Source organism: Tianweitania aestuarii (assembly GCF_018457165.1).
GTDB classification, from domain to species: Bacteria; Pseudomonadota; Alphaproteobacteria; order Rhizobiales; family Rhizobiaceae; genus Tianweitania; species Tianweitania aestuarii.
In genome coordinates this window covers 324959-342174 of the sequence record NZ_JAFMNX010000002.1, presented here as the reverse complement: position 1 = coordinate 342174, position 17216 = coordinate 324959, and the positions used below count along the sequence as shown (strand labels likewise).

9 protein-coding genes are annotated in these 17216 nt (G+C 62.4%); 5 read left to right on the top strand and 4 right to left on the bottom strand.

Translation table 11 applies throughout. The features are described 5' to 3' along the window. The first annotated feature begins 86 nt into the window (after positions 1–86). The 5 genes from galU to JYU29_RS09750 all read left to right on the top strand — a co-directional run bounded on the left by galU (position 87) and on the right by JYU29_RS09750 (position 5373). Positions 87–953 (top strand): UTP--glucose-1-phosphate uridylyltransferase GalU, encoded by an 867-nt coding sequence (galU, locus tag JYU29_RS09770; protein WP_213984616.1) that lies wholly within the window; start codon positions 87–89, stop codon positions 951–953. Between the two features lie 177 nt (positions 954–1130). Beyond that, on the top strand, positions 1131–2441 hold the full coding sequence (ugpB, locus tag JYU29_RS09765; RefSeq protein WP_213984615.1) for a sn-glycerol-3-phosphate ABC transporter substrate-binding protein UgpB: 1311 nt from the start codon (positions 1131–1133) through the stop codon (positions 2439–2441). A gap of 119 nt (positions 2442–2560) precedes the next feature. Next, the gene (gene ugpA, locus JYU29_RS09760) at positions 2561–3445 is read left to right on the top strand and encodes a sn-glycerol-3-phosphate ABC transporter permease UgpA (protein WP_213984614.1); all 885 of its coding nucleotides are present in this window, start codon (positions 2561–2563) and stop codon (positions 3443–3445) included. Beyond that, on the top strand, positions 3438–4301 hold the full coding sequence (ugpE, locus tag JYU29_RS09755; RefSeq protein ID WP_213984613.1) for a sn-glycerol-3-phosphate ABC transporter permease UgpE: 864 nt from the start codon (positions 3438–3440) through the stop codon (positions 4299–4301). Before ugpA ends, ugpE begins: the two co-directional genes overlap by 8 nt. A gap of 7 nt (positions 4302–4308) precedes the next feature. After that, positions 4309–5373, top strand: a complete 1065-nt coding sequence (locus JYU29_RS09750; protein ID WP_213984612.1) for a sn-glycerol-3-phosphate import ATP-binding protein UgpC — start codon at positions 4309–4311, stop codon at positions 5371–5373. Between the two features lie 73 nt (positions 5374–5446). Here JYU29_RS09750 and JYU29_RS09745 read toward each other — a convergent pair whose 3' ends face one another. The 4 genes from JYU29_RS09745 to JYU29_RS09730 form a co-directional block, all read right to left on the bottom strand. Next, positions 5447–7669 carry a mechanosensitive ion channel domain-containing protein gene (locus tag JYU29_RS09745; RefSeq protein ID WP_213984611.1) on the bottom strand — a complete coding sequence of 741 codons (2223 nt, stop codon included), beginning with the start codon at positions 7667–7669 and terminating at the stop codon, positions 5447–5449. A 223-nt stretch (positions 7670–7892) separates the two neighbouring features. Further along, positions 7893–9314 carry an MATE family efflux transporter gene (locus tag JYU29_RS09740; RefSeq protein ID WP_213984610.1) on the bottom strand — a complete coding sequence of 474 codons (1422 nt, stop codon included), beginning with the start codon at positions 9312–9314 and terminating at the stop codon, positions 7893–7895. A gap of 143 nt (positions 9315–9457) precedes the next feature. Beyond that, positions 9458–11524 (bottom strand): penicillin-binding protein 1C, encoded by a 2067-nt coding sequence (pbpC, locus tag JYU29_RS09735; RefSeq protein WP_213984609.1) that lies wholly within the window; start codon positions 11522–11524, stop codon positions 9458–9460. A gap of 1 nt (position 11525) precedes the next feature. Continuing rightward, on the bottom strand, positions 11526–16991 hold the full coding sequence (locus tag JYU29_RS09730) for an alpha-2-macroglobulin family protein (RefSeq protein ID WP_213984608.1): 5466 nt from the start codon (positions 16989–16991) through the stop codon (positions 11526–11528). Between the last annotated feature and the right edge of the window lie 225 nt (positions 16992–17216).

The window sequence follows — 17216 nt, the reverse complement described above, 5'->3', positions numbered from 1 at the left end:
ATATCGCGCTTTAACGGAACCATTGTGTAACTTCTTTGCTGCACCATATGCTCAGCCATCCCTGTCAGATCGAAGCTGAACGCTGCATGACCAAAAACATTCGCAAAGCCGTAATTCCAGCAGCGGGCTTCGGTACCCGCATGCTTCCAGCCACCAAGAGCGTCGCCAAGGAGATGCTCACCGTGGTGGATCGTCCTATCATCGATTACATCGTGGAAGAGGCTTTCGCCTCCGGGATCGAGCATATCGTGGTGGTGATCGGTCGCGGCAAAGGCGTGATCGAAGATCATTTCGATCATGCTTTCGAACTCGATTCGTCGCTGCGCTCGAAGAACAAGCTCGGCGTTGCCGACAAGCTCACATCCATGACGCCCAAGGCCGGCTCCATTTCGTTTGTGCGTCAGCAGGAAGCGCGTGGTCTCGGCCACGCCGTTTGGGCTGCCCGCCATGTGATTGGCGACGAGCCGTTTGCCGTTCTCCTGCCTGACATGCTCATGGTGGATCAGCAGCCTTGCATGCAGTCGCTGGTGTCGGTCTATGACAAGGCCGGCGGCAACGTCATCGCGGTCGAGCAGTGCAAGCCGGAAGAAGCCCACAAGTTCGGCATCGTGTCGCTGTCGGACGGCGACGACCGTCGCATCACCGGCATGGTTGAAAAGCCGCCACAGGGCACGGCGCCGTCAAACCTCTATATCTCCGGCCGTTATATCCTGCAGCCGCAGATCTTCGATTTGTTGCAGAACCAGACACCCGGCGCCGGCGGTGAAATCCAGCTGACCGATGCGCTCATCAAGCTGATGGAAACGCAGGACATTCGTCCTTATGAATTCTCCGGCCGCACCTTCGACTGCGGCTCGCCGGCCGGTTTTGTGAATGCCAACCTTCATATGGCAATGATGCGCCCGGACATTGCAGGCGAGATCGAAGTCGGCGAATACGCCGGAAAAGTCTGATTTCGCAGCAACAATCTTGCTGATTTGAGGAAGCCGGCTTACCGATTGTAAGTCGGCTTTCTTGTTTGTTGTTGGATTGTCACGAAACTGTCATAAAAGAGTTGTCGCGCAGTCATTCAGCGTGAATACTCCCGTGAGCGGAAGACCACATTTCGCCAAAGATATGGGAGCGAGATTATGAAGACCATTGGGCTTACAGCCATTGTTGCCGCGTCGGTGACGCTGCTTTCGACATCGGCGTCGTTTGCCGTGACTGAGATCAGCTGGTGGCACGCCATGACGGGCGCCAACAACGAGGTCGTCGAGACGCTCGCCAAGGAATTCAACGAAAGCCAGTCCGACTACAAGGTCGTGCCGGTGTTCAAGGGCACCTATCCTGAAACGCTGAATGCCGGCATTGCCGCTTTCCGCGCGCGCCAGGCGCCCGATATCATTCAGGTCTTCGATGCCGGTACCGGCGTCATGATGCAGGCCGAAAAGGCGATCAAGCCGGTCGCCGAAATCCTGTCGATGGGCGGTGCGACCTTCGACAAGAGCAAATACCTCGGCGGCATCGTTTCCTATTATTCGAAGCCGGACGGCACGATGCTGTCCTTCCCGTACAACTCGTCCTCGCCGATCCTGTATTACAACAAGGACGCCTTCCAGAAGGCTGGTCTCGACGTCGACAATCCGCCCAAGACCTGGTCGGAAGTGTGGGACGCCGCCAAGAAGATCAAGACCAGCGGCGCTGCCAATTGCGGCTTCACCTCGACCTGGTTGACCTGGATCCAGACGGAGAACTTCGCTGCCTGGAACAACCTGCAGTGGGGCACGAACGAGAACGGCATCGCGTCGCTCGACGTCGAGCTGAAGGTCAACTCGCCGGAATTCGTGAAGCACTTCCAGGATATCGCCGATCTCGCGAAGGACGGCACCTTCAAATATGGCGGCCGCACTTCTGAGGCGAAGAACCTGTTCCTGTCGGGCGAATGCGCCATGCTGACCGAATCGTCGGGTGGTCTCGGCGACGTCGTGAAGTCGGGCATGAACTTCGGCACCGGCAAGCTGCCTTATGAAGAAGGCGTCCAAGGCGCGCCGCAGAACACGATCCCCGGTGGCGCGAGCCTTTGGGTGTTCGGTGGCAAGGATGAAGAGAAGTACAAGGGCGTCGCCGCCTTCTTCGAGTTCCTGTCGCAGACCCCGATCCAGGCTCGCCTGCATCAGGTATCCGGTTACATGCCGGTGACGCTGGCTGCTTACGAGGACACCAAGAAGTCCGGCTTCTATGAAAAGAATCCGGGCCGTGAGATCCCGATCCAGCAGATGATGGGCAAGGAGCCGACCGCCAATTCGAAGGGCGTGCGCCTCGCCAACCTTCCGCAGGTTCGCGACATCCTCAACGAGGAATATGAGAAGATGCTGGCCGGTCAGCAGACCGCACAGCAGGCGCTCGACAACGCCGTTCAGCGCGGCAATGAGGCCATCAAGCAGGCACTCGGCAACTAAGCTTGCCGGCAAAATGAAATGTGTTAGATGAAGCAACGGCTTACCCTTCGAGAGGTGAGGGGTAGGCCGCTCTCGCATCCGGTCCGGGTGCGGGAAAGCTCTTATCGTGAGGACCCCGTTTGAGCCCCCGCGTCACGTTTCCCAACAAGTTCCTGCCTTATCTGCTGGTTGCGCCGCAGCTGGCGATTACGCTGGTCTTCTTTTACTGGCCGGCCAGCCAGGCGATCTACCAGTCGACGCTGCGCGAAGATCCCTTCGGTCTCGACAGCGCCTTTGTCGGTCTGGACAACTTTCGCCGCGTATTGTCCGACCCGAACTACCTGAACTCCATTCAGGTGACGGTGATCTTCTCGGTTGCCACGGCCGTGCTTGCCATGGCGGTCGCCATGTTCCTTGCCGTGATGGCTGACAAGGTGATCCGCGGGAAGGGGTTCTACCGCACACTGATGATCTGGCCCTATGCGGTGGCACCCGCGATCGCCGGTATGTTGTGGCTCTTCATGTTCAACCCCTCGATGGGCACATTCGCCTACATGCTGCGCTCGGCCGGCATTTACTGGGATCCGCTGTTGAACGGCCCACAGGCCATGCTGCTGGTGATCGTTGCCGCGGCCTGGAAGCAGATCAGCTATAATTTCCTGTTCTTTGTCGCTGGCTTGCAGGCAATCCCGAAGACACTGGTTGAAGCCGCTGCCATTGATGGCGCGGGCGAAACGAAGCGCTTCTGGACGATCATCTTTCCGCTGCTGGCCCCCACCACCTTCTTCCTGCTCGTGATCAACACGACCTATGCCTTCTTCGACACGTTCGGCATCATCCATGCCGTGACAGGCGGCGGTCCGGGCAAGGCCACTGAAACGCTGGTCTACAAGGTCTATAACGACGGCTTCGTGAACCTCATCCTCGGCGAAAGCGCTGCGCAATCTGTGATCCTGATGGTGATCGTCATCGCGCTTACCGCCGTGCAGTTCCGCTATGTCGAAAAGAAGGTGCATTATGGCTGAGGCGCGCATGATCGGCCAATCCAGTGTTTCCCGGATCATAGCGCATGTGACGCTGATCATTGGCATCCTGATCGTCGCCTTTCCAATCTATTACACCTTCGTGGCGTCGACTCATTCGCTGCAAACGATCCTGCGCCCGCCGCTGCCCTTGCTGCCCGGACGCGAGTTCTTCGCCAACTATTATCAGGCGCTGTTTGGCGGCATCGGTCAGCTCGGCGGCGTGACTGTCTGGACACTGCTGCTCAATTCCACCATCGTGGCGCTCGGCATCGCGCTGGGCAAGATCTTCATTTCGATCCTGTCCGCTTATGCGATCGTGTTCTTCCGCTTTCCGCTGCGCATGGTGTTCTTCTGGCTGATCTTCATCACGCTGATGCTGCCGGTCGAGGTTCGCATTCTGCCGACCTACAAGGTGATGGTCGATCTCAATCTGATCGATACCTATGCCGGCCTGATCGTGCCCCTGATCGCCTCGGCGACCGCGACTTTGCTTTTTCGCCAGTTCTTTCTCACCATTCCCGGTGAGCTGGTGGAAGCCGCGCGCGTGGATGGGGCAGGGCCTTGGCGCTTCTTCAAGGACATCCTTCTTCCCCTGTCGGCCACCAACATCGCAGCCCTGTTCGTGATCCTCTTCATCTATGGCTGGACGCAGTATCTCTGGCCGCTGCTTGTTACCAATCGCAACGACATGAACACGATCGTCATCGGACTGCGGAAGATGATCTCTTTCGCCGATGCAGACACGCCGTGGCATCTGGTGATGGTCACTTGCATCTTGTCGATCGTACCGCCGGTTCTGGTGGTTGTGTTCATGCAACGATGGTTCGTGCGCGGCCTCGTTGAAACGGAGAAATAAGACCGGAATGGCAACCGTTGAGCTGAAAGGCGTCCGCAAGGTTTATGGTGGCAGCGTCGAGGCCGTGAAGGGCGTCGACATTTCCATTGCCGACAAGGCGATGTGCGTGCTGGTCGGCCCGTCCGGCTGTGGCAAATCCACGCTTTTGCGCATGATCGCCGGACTGGAATCCATCACCCACGGCACGATCGACATCGATGGCCGCGTGGTCAACGAGGTCGGTCCGGCCGAACGCGACATCGCCATGGTGTTCCAGAACTATGCGCTTTATCCGCATATGAAGGTCTACGACAACATGGCCTACGGTCTGCGCAACCGGGGCATGAAGAAGGACGAGATCGACGCGCGCGTGAAGCGTGCCGCTGAAACGCTCGAGCTTTCTGCGCTGCTTGATCGTCGCCCGCGCGAACTGTCCGGCGGTCAGCGTCAGCGCGTCGCCATGGGCCGCGCCATCGTGCGCAATCCCAAGGTCTTCCTGTTCGATGAGCCGCTGTCCAACCTCGACGCCAAGCTGCGCGGCCAGATGCGCGTCGAGATCAAGAACCTGCAGCGTTCGCTTGAAGTCACCAGCGTTTACGTCACGCATGACCAGCTCGAAGCCATGACGCTGGCCGACCAGCTCGTGGTGATGAATGGCGGCCTGGTGGAACAGGTCGGCAAGCCGCTCGACATCTACGAGAAGCCGGCGTCCACCTTTGTCGCGAGCTTCATCGGCGCGCCCCCCATGAACCTGCTTGGTGGCAATGGCGGCAAGACGGGTGCGCCGCTGACGGTGGCCGATCTGTCCGATCTCGGCGTCAGCGTTCCGCCCGGCACCACCACGCTCGGCATTCGGCCGGAAGACATCGAGCAGGGCGATTATGCCGGCGAGGGCCTGAAGACCCAGCTGACCGTGGAAGCCGTGGAGCCTGTCGGCGCCGAAAGCTTCCTGCATGGCAAGGCGGGCACACACCGCCTCGTTGTTCGCGTGCCCGGCCGTTCAATCGCCGAACCGGGCGCCGTGCTGCCGATCTTTGCGCCACGCGCCAAGCTGCATTTCTTTGATGCCAACGGAAAGCGCGTCGAAGGCTAAGCCTTCGAATTGGTGGATGCGTTGACACCAAACGCATCCACTCGCGGCCAGCTCGCTTGAGGGTTTGAACCCCTCAGGTCGCTCCCGCTTCCTTCGGTTCCTTCGACGTTTCCGAACCAGACGCACCCAGTCCAAGGATCGCCGGCTGATCTGCGGCCGGCTTGGCGCCCGCCGCAGCGTGATAGGTTACCTGCGGGAACGGGATCTCGATGCCATGCCGTTCGAACGCCGTCTTGATCGCTTCGTTGTAGCGGCGGCCGATCGCCCATTGCGAGCCCGGCAATGTCTTGATGCGGCCGCGAACCGTAATGGCGGAATCGCCGAACAGCGTGATGCCCTGGATATCGAGCGGCTCGATGATCGAGGCGCTGAAATCGGTCTGCATCAACTCCTCGAAAGCCTCGTTCATGGCCAGACGCACCGTGTCGATGTCGCTGTCATAAGCCACGCCGATCTCGGCGAGATGATAGGAGAAGCCCTTCATCGAGTTGGACACCATGTCCACGGACGAGAACGGGATCAGATGCAGCGTTCCGTCCAGCGAGCGGATCGACACGGAGCGGATGGTGAGTTTTTCCACCACGCCTGATTTTCCGCCGGCTTCCACGACGTCGCCTTCGTTCATGATGTTTTCCAGCTGAATGAAGACGCCCGTGATGATGTCCTGAACGAACTTCTGCGCACCAAAGCCGATGGCCAAGCCGAGAACGCCCGCACCAGCCAGCAACGGGGCGATGTTGATGCCGATCTGCGCCAGCGCCAGCATCACCACGAACACGGTCAGGGCAACGGTGAAGGCATTGCGGAAGAGCGACAGAAGCGTTCGTTCGCGCGCCGTGGGTATCGTGCCGAAGTTCGGGTTCAACCGGTATTCCACCCAGGATGAAACGGCGAGATAGATCACGAAACCGACCAGCAGGATGATCAGCGCCGAGATCACCGAGCCGGTGAGACGCTGGCCCGTTTCGCTGGCCGCCCAGCCCAGGAAGTCGATCAGCCCCCAGGCCTGCGCGATCGCGATCAGGATGCCGATGAGAACGACCGTGCGCACCGCCTGCATCACGCGCGGCACAAAGGCGTGCAGACGCGCTTCAAGCAGTGGCAGGCGCTCCTTCACGTCTTCGGGCAACCAGATGCCGGCGCGCATGAAACGCGAGATGAAGGCGATGATCAGGAGGCCGATTGCGACCGACACGATCGACTGGATCGTGGCGCCCAGAACGAAGGGAAGGGCGTCTTCGGGATTGGCGAGCCACAGAACGAAGATGGCGACGAGATAGATGATCGCGATGATGTGCCAGTAGGTGCCCACGAAGGCGAGCGTCTTGGCCAGAACGTCGTTATGGCCTTCGCTCACCCGGTGCATCATGGCGCGTCGAACATTGTCCTTGTTCTGCAGCACGATGACGATGCCGATGATCAGCGTCGTCAGCATCACCAGGATGCGCAGGGCCTGCGCGGCGTTCGGACTGACCGTTGCGGCGAGCACGGGTGCGAAGAACATGAAGGTGTAGCCTGCGAGGCCGATGATCCGCGCAACCCAGAAGTACCAGTAGGCCGCCGTGGTATCGCTCATCCGGATGAAGCGCAGCCGTGGGCTATGGGGCTGAAGGAGAACGAGCAGAACGACCCGGCAGGTTTCCACCGCCAGAAAGGCGTTGAGGAGCAGGGTGTGGTTGATGGTCATCCGACCATGGGAGCCGCCCAGAAGATAAAGGCTGACCGCGTATCCGGCAGCCCATGCGGCAATCACCGCGCCCATCCGCAGGAGCAGTCCGAAGAACATGCCGAAGGCCCGCGGGACCCAACCGGCTGTGCTGACACGCTTGTAGATCTTGTGTTCGAGCCAGGCTGCGATGCCGCGCAGCAGGAAATAGCCGCCGATCAGGATGCCGGCGAGAATGCCGATCTGCGTGAGAAGACCGAGAAACTGCGAATAATCGCGGGTGGCGGAACCGGCAAAGACCTCGTCCACCTCACCCACGAGATCGACCATGGCACCGACCGTGTTCGATGCGCCTTCCGCTATGGTGCGGGTATATTCGGCGATCTGGCGTGCAATGGTGGGATCCGCCATGCCTTCGGCCTGCTGAGCAGCCTGTTCCGCGTTTTGGGGAGGTGCGGCCGTGCGCAGGCGCTCGATCAGCTCGTTGCGCGTTTTTTCGTTTTCCAGCAGCCGGACAAGATCATCCACACTCGCCTGCGGCGCTTCGGTCTGGCTGGAAGCGTCGACCTGTGCGAGGGCAGGGCTGGATAGGAGGAAAAGCGCGAACAAAAGGCGCAGCAATTTAGACATTATAGACGGCAGCGGTCCCGTTTATCGTGCGCACGAACATGCAATCATGAGAGCGAACGTCAACCTAGATGGTGACGATCTTGCCAACGCCGCCAGTAAAAGGCGGCGATCAGACAAGCGTTTTCTGCTGCCAACGGCATGGTGCGAGTGCTCCAGAAGCCTGATCAAAAGGGCAAAAGAACGACGCGGATGATCGCGCCGGGCTGAACGCGCCCGGTCGACCTCAATGCACCGCGACCACGACATCTTCCGGAAGCGGTGCGGGTTTGAAGGTGTCGCGGCGCGTCCAGCGGTAAACCAGAAGCACGGCGACCACCGCCAGACCGGCAAACAGGCCGATCCAGATGCCAAGGCCGCCCATGTTGAAGTGGAACGCCAGAAGCGCGCCGAGCGGCAGGCCGATGCCCCAGTAGCCGATCGCGGCATAGATCATCGGGATGGTGGTATCCTGTAAACCGCGCAGCATGCCGCTTGCCACCGCCTGCGCGCCGTCGACGATCTGGAACAGGCCGGCCACAGCCAGAAAGACGATAGCGAGATCCACGACGCGTGCATTGGCAGGATCACCGAGATCGATGAAGGCGCCGATCAACAAGCCCGGAAACACGATCATCACCAGCGCCGCCACGCCCATGAACAGCACACCCATGACGAATGCCGTCCAGCCGGCGCGTGTGACGCCCGCCTTGTCTTCGCCACCGAACGCCAGACCCACGCGCACGGTGACGGCTTGTCCAAGCCCCATCGGCACCATGAAGGTCACGGACGCGATCTGCATCGCGATGGCATGCGCGGCAAGGGAATCGGTGCCGATCAACCCGATTAGGAAGGCGGCAGCGTTGAAGATCGAGACCTCGAAGGTGAGGATGGCGGCAATCGGCAAGCCGAGCTTCAACAAGGCCACGAAGCGCGGCCAGTCGGAGCGCCAGAACCGTCCGAAGATATGGTAGCGCCGAAAGGGCGCTTTCCACGCGACAACCGCCGCCAGTCCCAGAAACATCAGCGTGCTGGACAGCGTGGTCGCCGCGCCTGACCCCGGCACGCCCATTGCGGGGAAGCCGAAATGCCCGAAGATCAACAGCCAGTTCGCCAGAATGTTGAAGACGATGGCGAAGGCCACCACGACGAGCGCCCAGCCGGGCCGCTCCAGCGCGGAAATGAAGGAGCGCAAAACGAGATAAGCGTGAAACGGCAGCGTCGCCCATTGCAGCGCCCGCACATAAGCGCCGGCGCCCGCTGCCAATTCGGGTGATTGGCCCATCAGCAGAAAAATTGCTTCCGCGTTCCACAGAAAGATCCAGGCGGGAACGGAATACAGGATCGCGAGCCACAAGCCCTGCCGGATGGTCCGGCGCGTTTCGCGCACGGCAAACCGGTTGCGGCCAAGTTCACGCGCCGCCATCGGCGACGTCGCCGTGACCAGGCCGATGCCGAAGATCGTCGGCAGAAAATACAGGCTGGTGCCGAGTGCTGCCGCAGCGATCGCGTCCGGTCCGAGCCGACCGACCATGAGAACGTCCGTGGTGGTCATCGCGATCTGGCCGAGATTGGTCATCACCATCGGCCAGGCGAGCGCCAGCATCGCCATGATTTCCATACGCCAAAGCGAAGAGCGGCTCTGCGCGGGAAGCGCGAGGCTGGTCATCCCATCACCTGCAAGTGTCAGCGCGGCAGCCGTTTCGGCGCACAGCCCGCTTGTCGCCTTCCTTGCGACAGGTCAGCGGCGAGGTCAATTGGGCCAGTGCCGATCTGCCGATCGGTTAAGCAGATGCCGCTTTGGTGGTCAGCTTATTCGGCAAACACGTTGACGCTGGCGGCGCGTCCGGCCGCATCGATCACCGTCAACGTCGAGAAACCCGCTCCATCCGGCGTCCAGCTGGCGGTGCGTCGCCGAACGATGCCTTCCAAAGGCTTGCCGTTGGCCAGCCATCGGAAGGGTGCGCGTCCGCCCTGCAGTTTCAAGGACAGGGCAAGCGGCTCGCCGCTCGCCGCGTCCAGCGCCATGCGTGCGCCTTCCGGCGGGAAGATGATCTGCGGTGCGGCTTCGCTGACCTTTGGCGTCGTGTCCAAGGCGCTGGTGAAGCGGCGCAGCGTCACCGGCAGATCGGCGCGGTTCTGCCGCAAGGCACCGGCGGGCGCCGGCGGCAGCTGGATCTGCCCGACGCCGGAGCGCTTGAAGCCTTCGAACAGGATCGGCGCAGCGGAGGCGAAACCGGACAGGCCCGGCACCGATCCACCATCGGCGCGACCGACCCACACGCCCAAAACATGCCTTCCGTCATAGCCGATCGACCAGGCATCGCGGTGACCGTAGCTCGTGCCCGTCTTATAGGCGAGCCGCAGATCGGGCGCGCCTTCCGGCGGCATCACGCCCGACAGCATGTCGCCGATCTGCCAGACCGCCTGCGGCTCCATCATGCCGGTGAGGATCGGGCTGTCCTGCGGCACCTCCGTCAGCACCGCCGCACGGCCACGATTGGCAAGCGCGGTGTAAAGCTGAACGAGATCGCGCAGGGTCAGACCCGCGCCGCCGAGGCCGATCGCCAGTCCAGGCTTTTCCCCGCGCGGCAGCTGCACCGACACGCCGGCCTGCCGGAAACGTCCGACCAGCCTTGCGGGACCAACGGCATCCAGCAGGCGGATCGCCGGAACGTTGAGCGACATCTGCAGCGCTTGCCGGACCGGCACATCGCCCTGGTAGTGCATGTCGAAGTTCTTGGGCCGATAGCCCGCGAAATCAGCTGGCCGATCCTCGATGATCGTTTCCTGCGCGACCAGCCCTTCCTCGAAGGCCAGCGCATAGATGAAGGGCTTCAGCGTCGAGCCGGGCGAGCGCGGCACCCGCGTCATGTCGATCCAGCCGGCGCGCTGATTGTCGAAGAAGGCGGCCGAGCCGACATCGCCGATGATCTCGCCCGTACCAGCATCGGCCATGATCATGGCAACCGACAGTTTCGGTCCGAGCCTCACCGCCGCTTCGCGCGCTACGGCTTCGAGCCCGCTTTGCACGCCGGCGTCGAGCGTAAGCTGCATGCGGGTTGCGTCGGGCGTGTCGCGCTGCATGCAATGCGTGGCATGAGCGGCAAGCGCGGGCAGGGCACGACGGCGCGACGGCACGAGGTCGCCTTTCGCGCGTGCCGCCTCAGGTGCCTCAAGCAGCCCTGCTTCCACCATGCGGGCGAGAACCCGGTCGCGCGCCGCAACGGCTCGGTCATGGTGGCGATCGGGTCGGCGGCTTTCCGGCGATTGGGGCAGGGCGACCAGCAGGGCCTGTTCGCCGACGCCCAGCCCGCGCGGCTCGCGTCCAAACCAGGCGAGCGACGCCGACCGCACGCCTTCGAGATTGCCGCCATAAGGCGCAAGCGTGAGATAGCGCTCCAGGATCTCGCGCTTGCTCAGGCGGCGCTCGATCTGCAAAGCACGAAGCGCCTGTCTGAGCTTTGCGCCCATCGAGCGTTCCTCGCGTGGTTCCAGCAAACGAGCGAGCTGCATCGTGATCGTCGATCCGCCCGACACGATGCGCCCATGCGTGACGAGTTGGCCGGCGGCGCGCAGAACGGCGAAGGGATCGACGCCGTGATGGTCCCAGAAGCGGCGGTCCTCATAGGTGACCAGCATGTCGATCAAAGCCGGATCAATCGTGTCGAGATCGACCGTCAACCGCCAGCGACCATCGGGCGCCGCAAAGGCGCGCAGCAAAGCGCCGTTTCGATCAATCACTTCGCGCGACACGGCGGGCGGCTGATCGAGCGGGGGCGGGTAGGCGCGATCGAGCGCAAGCAGGCTCTGCCACGCACCGATCGTCAAACCAGCGGCAAGGCCAAGTCCGATCGTGAGCTTACGAAGAAGCCGCATCTCAGGGCGCCTTGACCTCCATCATGCCGCTCGCCGTGCGGGCCGAGAATTCTGGGCGGTACATGTCCTCGACGCTGGCGGCGGGGTGGGCATACACGCCGGGCGTCACGGCCCGCACGACATAGGCCACCGTCACGTCACGCGGGCTGTCGGCCGTGCGGTTGAAGGCAGCCACGAAGCGGTCGTTGCGGAATTCGAGATGCGCGGCTTCTGTTTCCTCCAGCCAGTCGAAGTTCGCCAGGCTGGCGCTGTTGACGATCGACGGATTGTCGATCTCGAAGCCGGCGGGCAGGAGGTCGGTGAGGAGCACGCGCGAGGGCCACGCATTGTCTTCGCGCATCTTCAGCACCACAACGAAGCGCTGGTTCTGCTCGACCTCGCTCGGGCTCACCGGCTCGCCATTCAACTGGTAGTAGCTGCGCTCGATCGTAAAGCCGTTGCCGCCGGCCGGCAGCGGCTGCACCGGCGGAGCTACGGCGGTGACAACGGCATCAACGGGGGCCTCTCCGTTGTTGGTGATCGTGATCGGCTGATCCTGCAGCGTGTTGCCGTCGATACGCTGTGCATAACCGCCACTCTGCGGCGTTCCGTTGATGTCGAGCTTCATGCCGCCGGTGGAGGCGACAACTGCGCGGGCAGCCAGCGTCATCCAGGCTTCTTCCTGGGTGCTCGTCGAGCTGCGCGTGCTACGCTCCTTCGAGACGAGGCTGATCATCTGCGGAATAAAGGCGGGCGACGGCTTGGTTTCCGCCGCCAGAGCCAGCATGGCCGCTCCATCGCGCAGGTCCGAACCGTAGTCAGAGCGATAAAGCTGGTTTTCCGTTTTGCTGCTGGCCAGCCGGAAGGCCGAGCCGAAGGCTGCTTCTGCGCGATTGGTGTCGCCGTAAAAAGCGAGGGCGGCGCCCAGCTGCGCGCGCGCCATCGGCGTTTTGAACTCCTCCAGGCGAGTGTCGGCATAATAGCGCAGATCGCCGATCGAGGCCTTCTTGTTGCGCGCCAGAACATAGAATGCGTAGGCGATCTCGCTGTCCCTGGACTGAAGGTCGACATCATAGGCAATCGAATTGCCGAGGTTCTGGACCGCCAGCATCATGGCCTGCGCCGGCACCTCATAACCCTGTTCGCGAGCCCGCGTCAGGAAGTCGGTGACATAGGCGTCGAGCCAGAGATCGCCGTAGCCCGGACCCCAAAGACCGAAGCTGCCGGACGACGACTGGTTGGACAGAACCCGCGCGATCGCATCCTGGATGCGGCCCGCAATGGCTGGATCATCGGGGATGCCTGCGGCCTTTGCCAATTCCGAAAGATAAAGCAGAGGCATGGCGCGGCTCGTCGTCTGCTCGGCACAGCCATAGGGATAGCGGTCGAGCGTCATGACCAGCGAAGCCACGTCGAAGGCTGCGTTCGGCGTGACGCCGATAGAGACGGTTGCGCCATCGAGGATCGAGGAAGCCAGCAGCTCGCGATCCACCGTCAAACTGGCTGACGGTGCGAGCGCCACGACATTGCGGGTGGTGACCGGCGCATTGGAGGGGCGCAGCGGCAGGAACAGTTCCTGTTCGACCTCAGTGCCATCGGGATGCCGCAGGCTGACCATGATCCGGCCGTCACCCGTTTGCATACCGGTCAGCGGCACCTTGATTGTGGCCTTGCCGCCAGCGGCAAGTTTGACTGGATTCGTGCCGGCGTCGGCAACGATCTGGTCGTTGGTCGTTATGTCGAGGGTCCAGCTGCCGGCTGGACCATCGGTGTTGGCGAGGTCGAGACGCAGCTCGGCGGCGTCGCCGGGTGTCATGAAACGGGGCAGGCCGGCAGTGATCACCACCGGATCCCGCACGATCACGTCCTTTTCCGCATGGCCGACGGCATCTTCGGTCCAGGCCACGGCCATGACGCGCACGGTGCCGTTGAACTGCGGCAGGTCGAACGAGATGTCCGCCTTTCCTTTATCATCCAGCGCAACCGGACCGGAAAAGAAGGCGACGAGCTTTTCCTTCGGCGGGTTGCCGCGCACCTGCATGTCGCCGCCATCACCACCGGTGCGAATACGGCCGGTGGCGCCGAGTGAACCGTCGATCAAGCGGCCATACAGGTCGCGGATCTCCAGCCCGAGCTGGCGCTGGCCGTAATACCAGCCTTCGGGATCGGGCGCCTTGTAGCTGGTCAAGTTGAGGATGCCGACATCCACGGCGGCCACCGTGACGTAGGCTTGTTTATTCGCCGCGCCCGGCACCGAAACCGGGATCACGAGCGGCGCGCGTGGCGCGCTTTTCTCCGGTGTGTCGAGGGCGACGTCGAGCTTGCGGGCGCCAGGATCGACCGCCAGCCACTTGATGCCGATCGCGCGCATCGGCAAACGGCTTTCCACTGCTTCGCCCGGCCGGAACAAGGTGGCGGTCACATACGCGCCGGCACCGAACGCTTCCGTCACCGGAACGTCGATCGTGGTGCCGCCTTCCGGAACGGTGGCGGTGATGGTGGACACCAGCCGCTCGGACCCGATCGTGATCAGGGCTTCACCGCCAAAGCGCGGTGTGACCTTCAGCTGCGCGGTGTCGCCGATGGCATAAGAGGGCTTGTCGAAGGCGATTTCGAGCGCGTCCGGCGTTTCGGTCGAGCTTGCTTCCACATACCAGCCCGCCTCGAATTCGCGGCTGGTGGCCGGACCGGCTGGATCATCGGTCTCGATTTCCAGGCGATAACGGCCCCAGGCCACCGGGGTCGCGATCTGCGCTTCGGCGTCGGCTGTCGCATCGACCTTGCCTTCCGCGATCTTGGATGTGCGAATGATGGGCTCGTAATTCCAGGAGCCGTTCGCCCGATACCACTGGTAATCGCGGTCGATTTTGATCAGCCGCCAGGACAAGCCGGGTGCATCGATGCGGTTGCCTTGCGGATCGGCTGCAATCACGGAGAACCGCGCCGTCGATCCTTCCGGCACCGAGTCGCTGCCGCCTTCGAGCCTGATGCCGATCATATCGGTTTCGGGTCGGATCGCGACATCGGTGCGGCGCTCCACGGCGCGGCCGCCGCCTTCGCGCATGCGCACCACGACTTCGGCGTTCAGGAGGCGCGTGGTGGAAGGCGGTGCATCGACGGAGATGTCGAAGCTGGCCTTGCCTTGGTCGTCGAGCACCGGCAGATTTTCGAGCGGCAGAACCTGGCCCTGTTCCTCGCTGTCTTCATCGGCCAGACCAAACTGGTATCCGGGAAAGCGTGCCCAGTCCCGGGTGGTGCGGACATTGACCTCGCCTTCGATTGTAAGACCGGCAGCCGGAGCGCCGTAAAGAAAGCGGCCGTCAACCGTCATCGTGTCGGCTTCGCCCACCGCAATCTCGGGCCGCGCCGCGGTCAGATCGAACTCGATGCGATCCGGCACGAAGTCCTCGACAAGAAAGCTCTGCGTAGCAAGCGCCGGCTGCTTCGGGTCGGCGTGGATGCGCAGCTGCCACGTGCCGCGCATGGCGTTCGGCTGGGTGGCGAAATCCACCGCATAGCCGCCGAGCGAAGCGTCGGACACCACGATGCGGCGGTCTTCCACGCCGTCGGGGCGCGTGAAGATGAAGGTGAGCGGCAGGGCGCCGACGGCCTTGGCTTCATTATCGCGCACGAGGGCTGCGGCATGCACGGTTTCGCCGGAGCGGTAGATGCCGCGTTCCGTCCACGCGAAGGTGTCGAGCGCGCCGGGGGGCGCACGCCCCGTGACGCCACGGTCGGACAGGTCGAAGCCCGCGCGCGTCATGTCGAGGAACACGAAGTCGTCGCCCGAACGCGCCAGCAAGGCCGTCGGCACCAGGCCGTCCTTGCCGCGCACCAGGCCCGGCGTGAATGTCGCCTTGCCGTCGTCATCGCTGGTTGCGGTGCCCAGAACCTCGTTGTTGCGGGCAAGCAAAGTCAGCTCGACACCTTCCATCGGCTCGGCGCTGTTCAGCGAGCGTGCGAAAACGGTGAGCCCATCCTGGCCGGTAAAGGTCGCAAGACCGATATCGGAGACCACGAACCATTGGGTGGCCTTGTTGCTGTAGGTTTCGCCGCGTTCATCCGCTGGCGTCGCCACCATGACGTAAACGCCGGGTTTGCGCTCGGGCAAAGCTTCATCGACGGGAAAGGAGGTGATCACCTCCTTGTTGAGCTCGTTGGCCACGTCGATCGTGCCTTCCCAGGCCGGCATGCCGAGATCGCTTTCAACCGTGGACAGGCTGTAGCCGTCGAGCTGGCGCAGGAACTGTTGGCCGGACAAAAGCTGGCTCAGCGCGCGATCGCCGATGCGAAACAGCTGCAGCTTGGCCGAGTCCATGTTGACGGTGACGAGCGGCAAGCCGTGGCGGCCGGCAGAAGGCAGCACGAAGGCATCGCCGGTAAAGCGCGTCGATGGCGTGCGGTCGCGCACATAAAGGTTCAGCGTCACCGGCGCCTGCAGGCTTTCGCCGATGGCGGCCGGCAATCCGCTGCGGAAGGTGACGCGGTATTCGTGTCCGTGTTCCAGCCCGTCGATGCAGATTTGCTTGTTCTTGGCCTCGATCGACGGCGGCGCCTTGCCGTCCAGCGTCACGAACGTCGCGTAATCCGTGCCCGACTTCACCAGCTCTTCGGAAAACTGCGCGCAGATGCGCGGCGTATCGGAATCGGCATCCACGGAATTGTCGACGATGCGAAAACCCTTGCGCATCTTCAGGTCGGCAAAGGCTGCCTGTGTTTCGGCATCGTTGACGAGATCGAGGCTCGCTTCGTAGGCGCTGAGGGCGGGACGATACAGGTCCTTGCGGTCGAGCGCGGCACCCAAGGCGGCCAGTGCCTTAGCGCGCTGCGTTGCGGTTCTGCTCACGAGATAGGCGTTCAGGGCTGCCGACGTCGCATTGGTGTTGAAGGTCTGCTGATCGCTATAGCCCGAAGGGCTTGCGGCAAGCGATGCGCGTGCCAGCTCGGCCCAGATCGCCCCGTCATCCGGCGAAAGCGCGAGGGCCTTGGTATAAAGCGCGGTTGCTCCCGTTGGATCGGCTTCAACCGTTTGCCGGGCTTCGTTGAGAAGATCGTTCAGGCCGGCCCCGGCCGTGTCCTGCCCTGCCGTGATCGTCGCACGGTATTTGCGCGCTTCATCGACGATATCGGCTGGCAGGTAGGTCAGCTTGGCCGGTGCGCCGAGGTCAGGTTCGGCATTCTTGTCGACCACCTTGCCGGCGATGGCGCCCGGCGCTTCGATCGTGGTGTCGAAATCCGACTTGAGGAAGCACCACTGCGCCTTTGTGTTGTAGGTGAAAGCGCGGCAGCTCTGGTCGTCGAGGCAAGTCGCTTCGCATTGATCGAGCGACAGGCCCTTTTCTGTGCGCAGGTCGAAGCCGAAATAATCGACATCCGGCGTGGTTTCGATCGTGCGTGCGGACTGCGCCGAAGCACTCGATATCATCGCCAGCCCAAGCAAAAGGGCGCTCAACCAGCTGCTGACTTTCCTTGCCTCCTGCAACGCCATGTCATCCCCCGAGACCTGTCAGTTGGACAAGCACATGAACGCTGCTCGGCGCGTGAGTCAATCTGTCAGAGCGAGCCAACGAAAGTTGAACCGCCGGTATCACAAGCCGGCGAAAGGCTGGTGATCAGCTTCGTGGCAGCGACACCTGCAGGCATGAACTCATCGAAATTTGCCTGCCCCATCGACTTCGAAGTCGTGGTCTAATTTTCCTTTTATCTGTCGCAA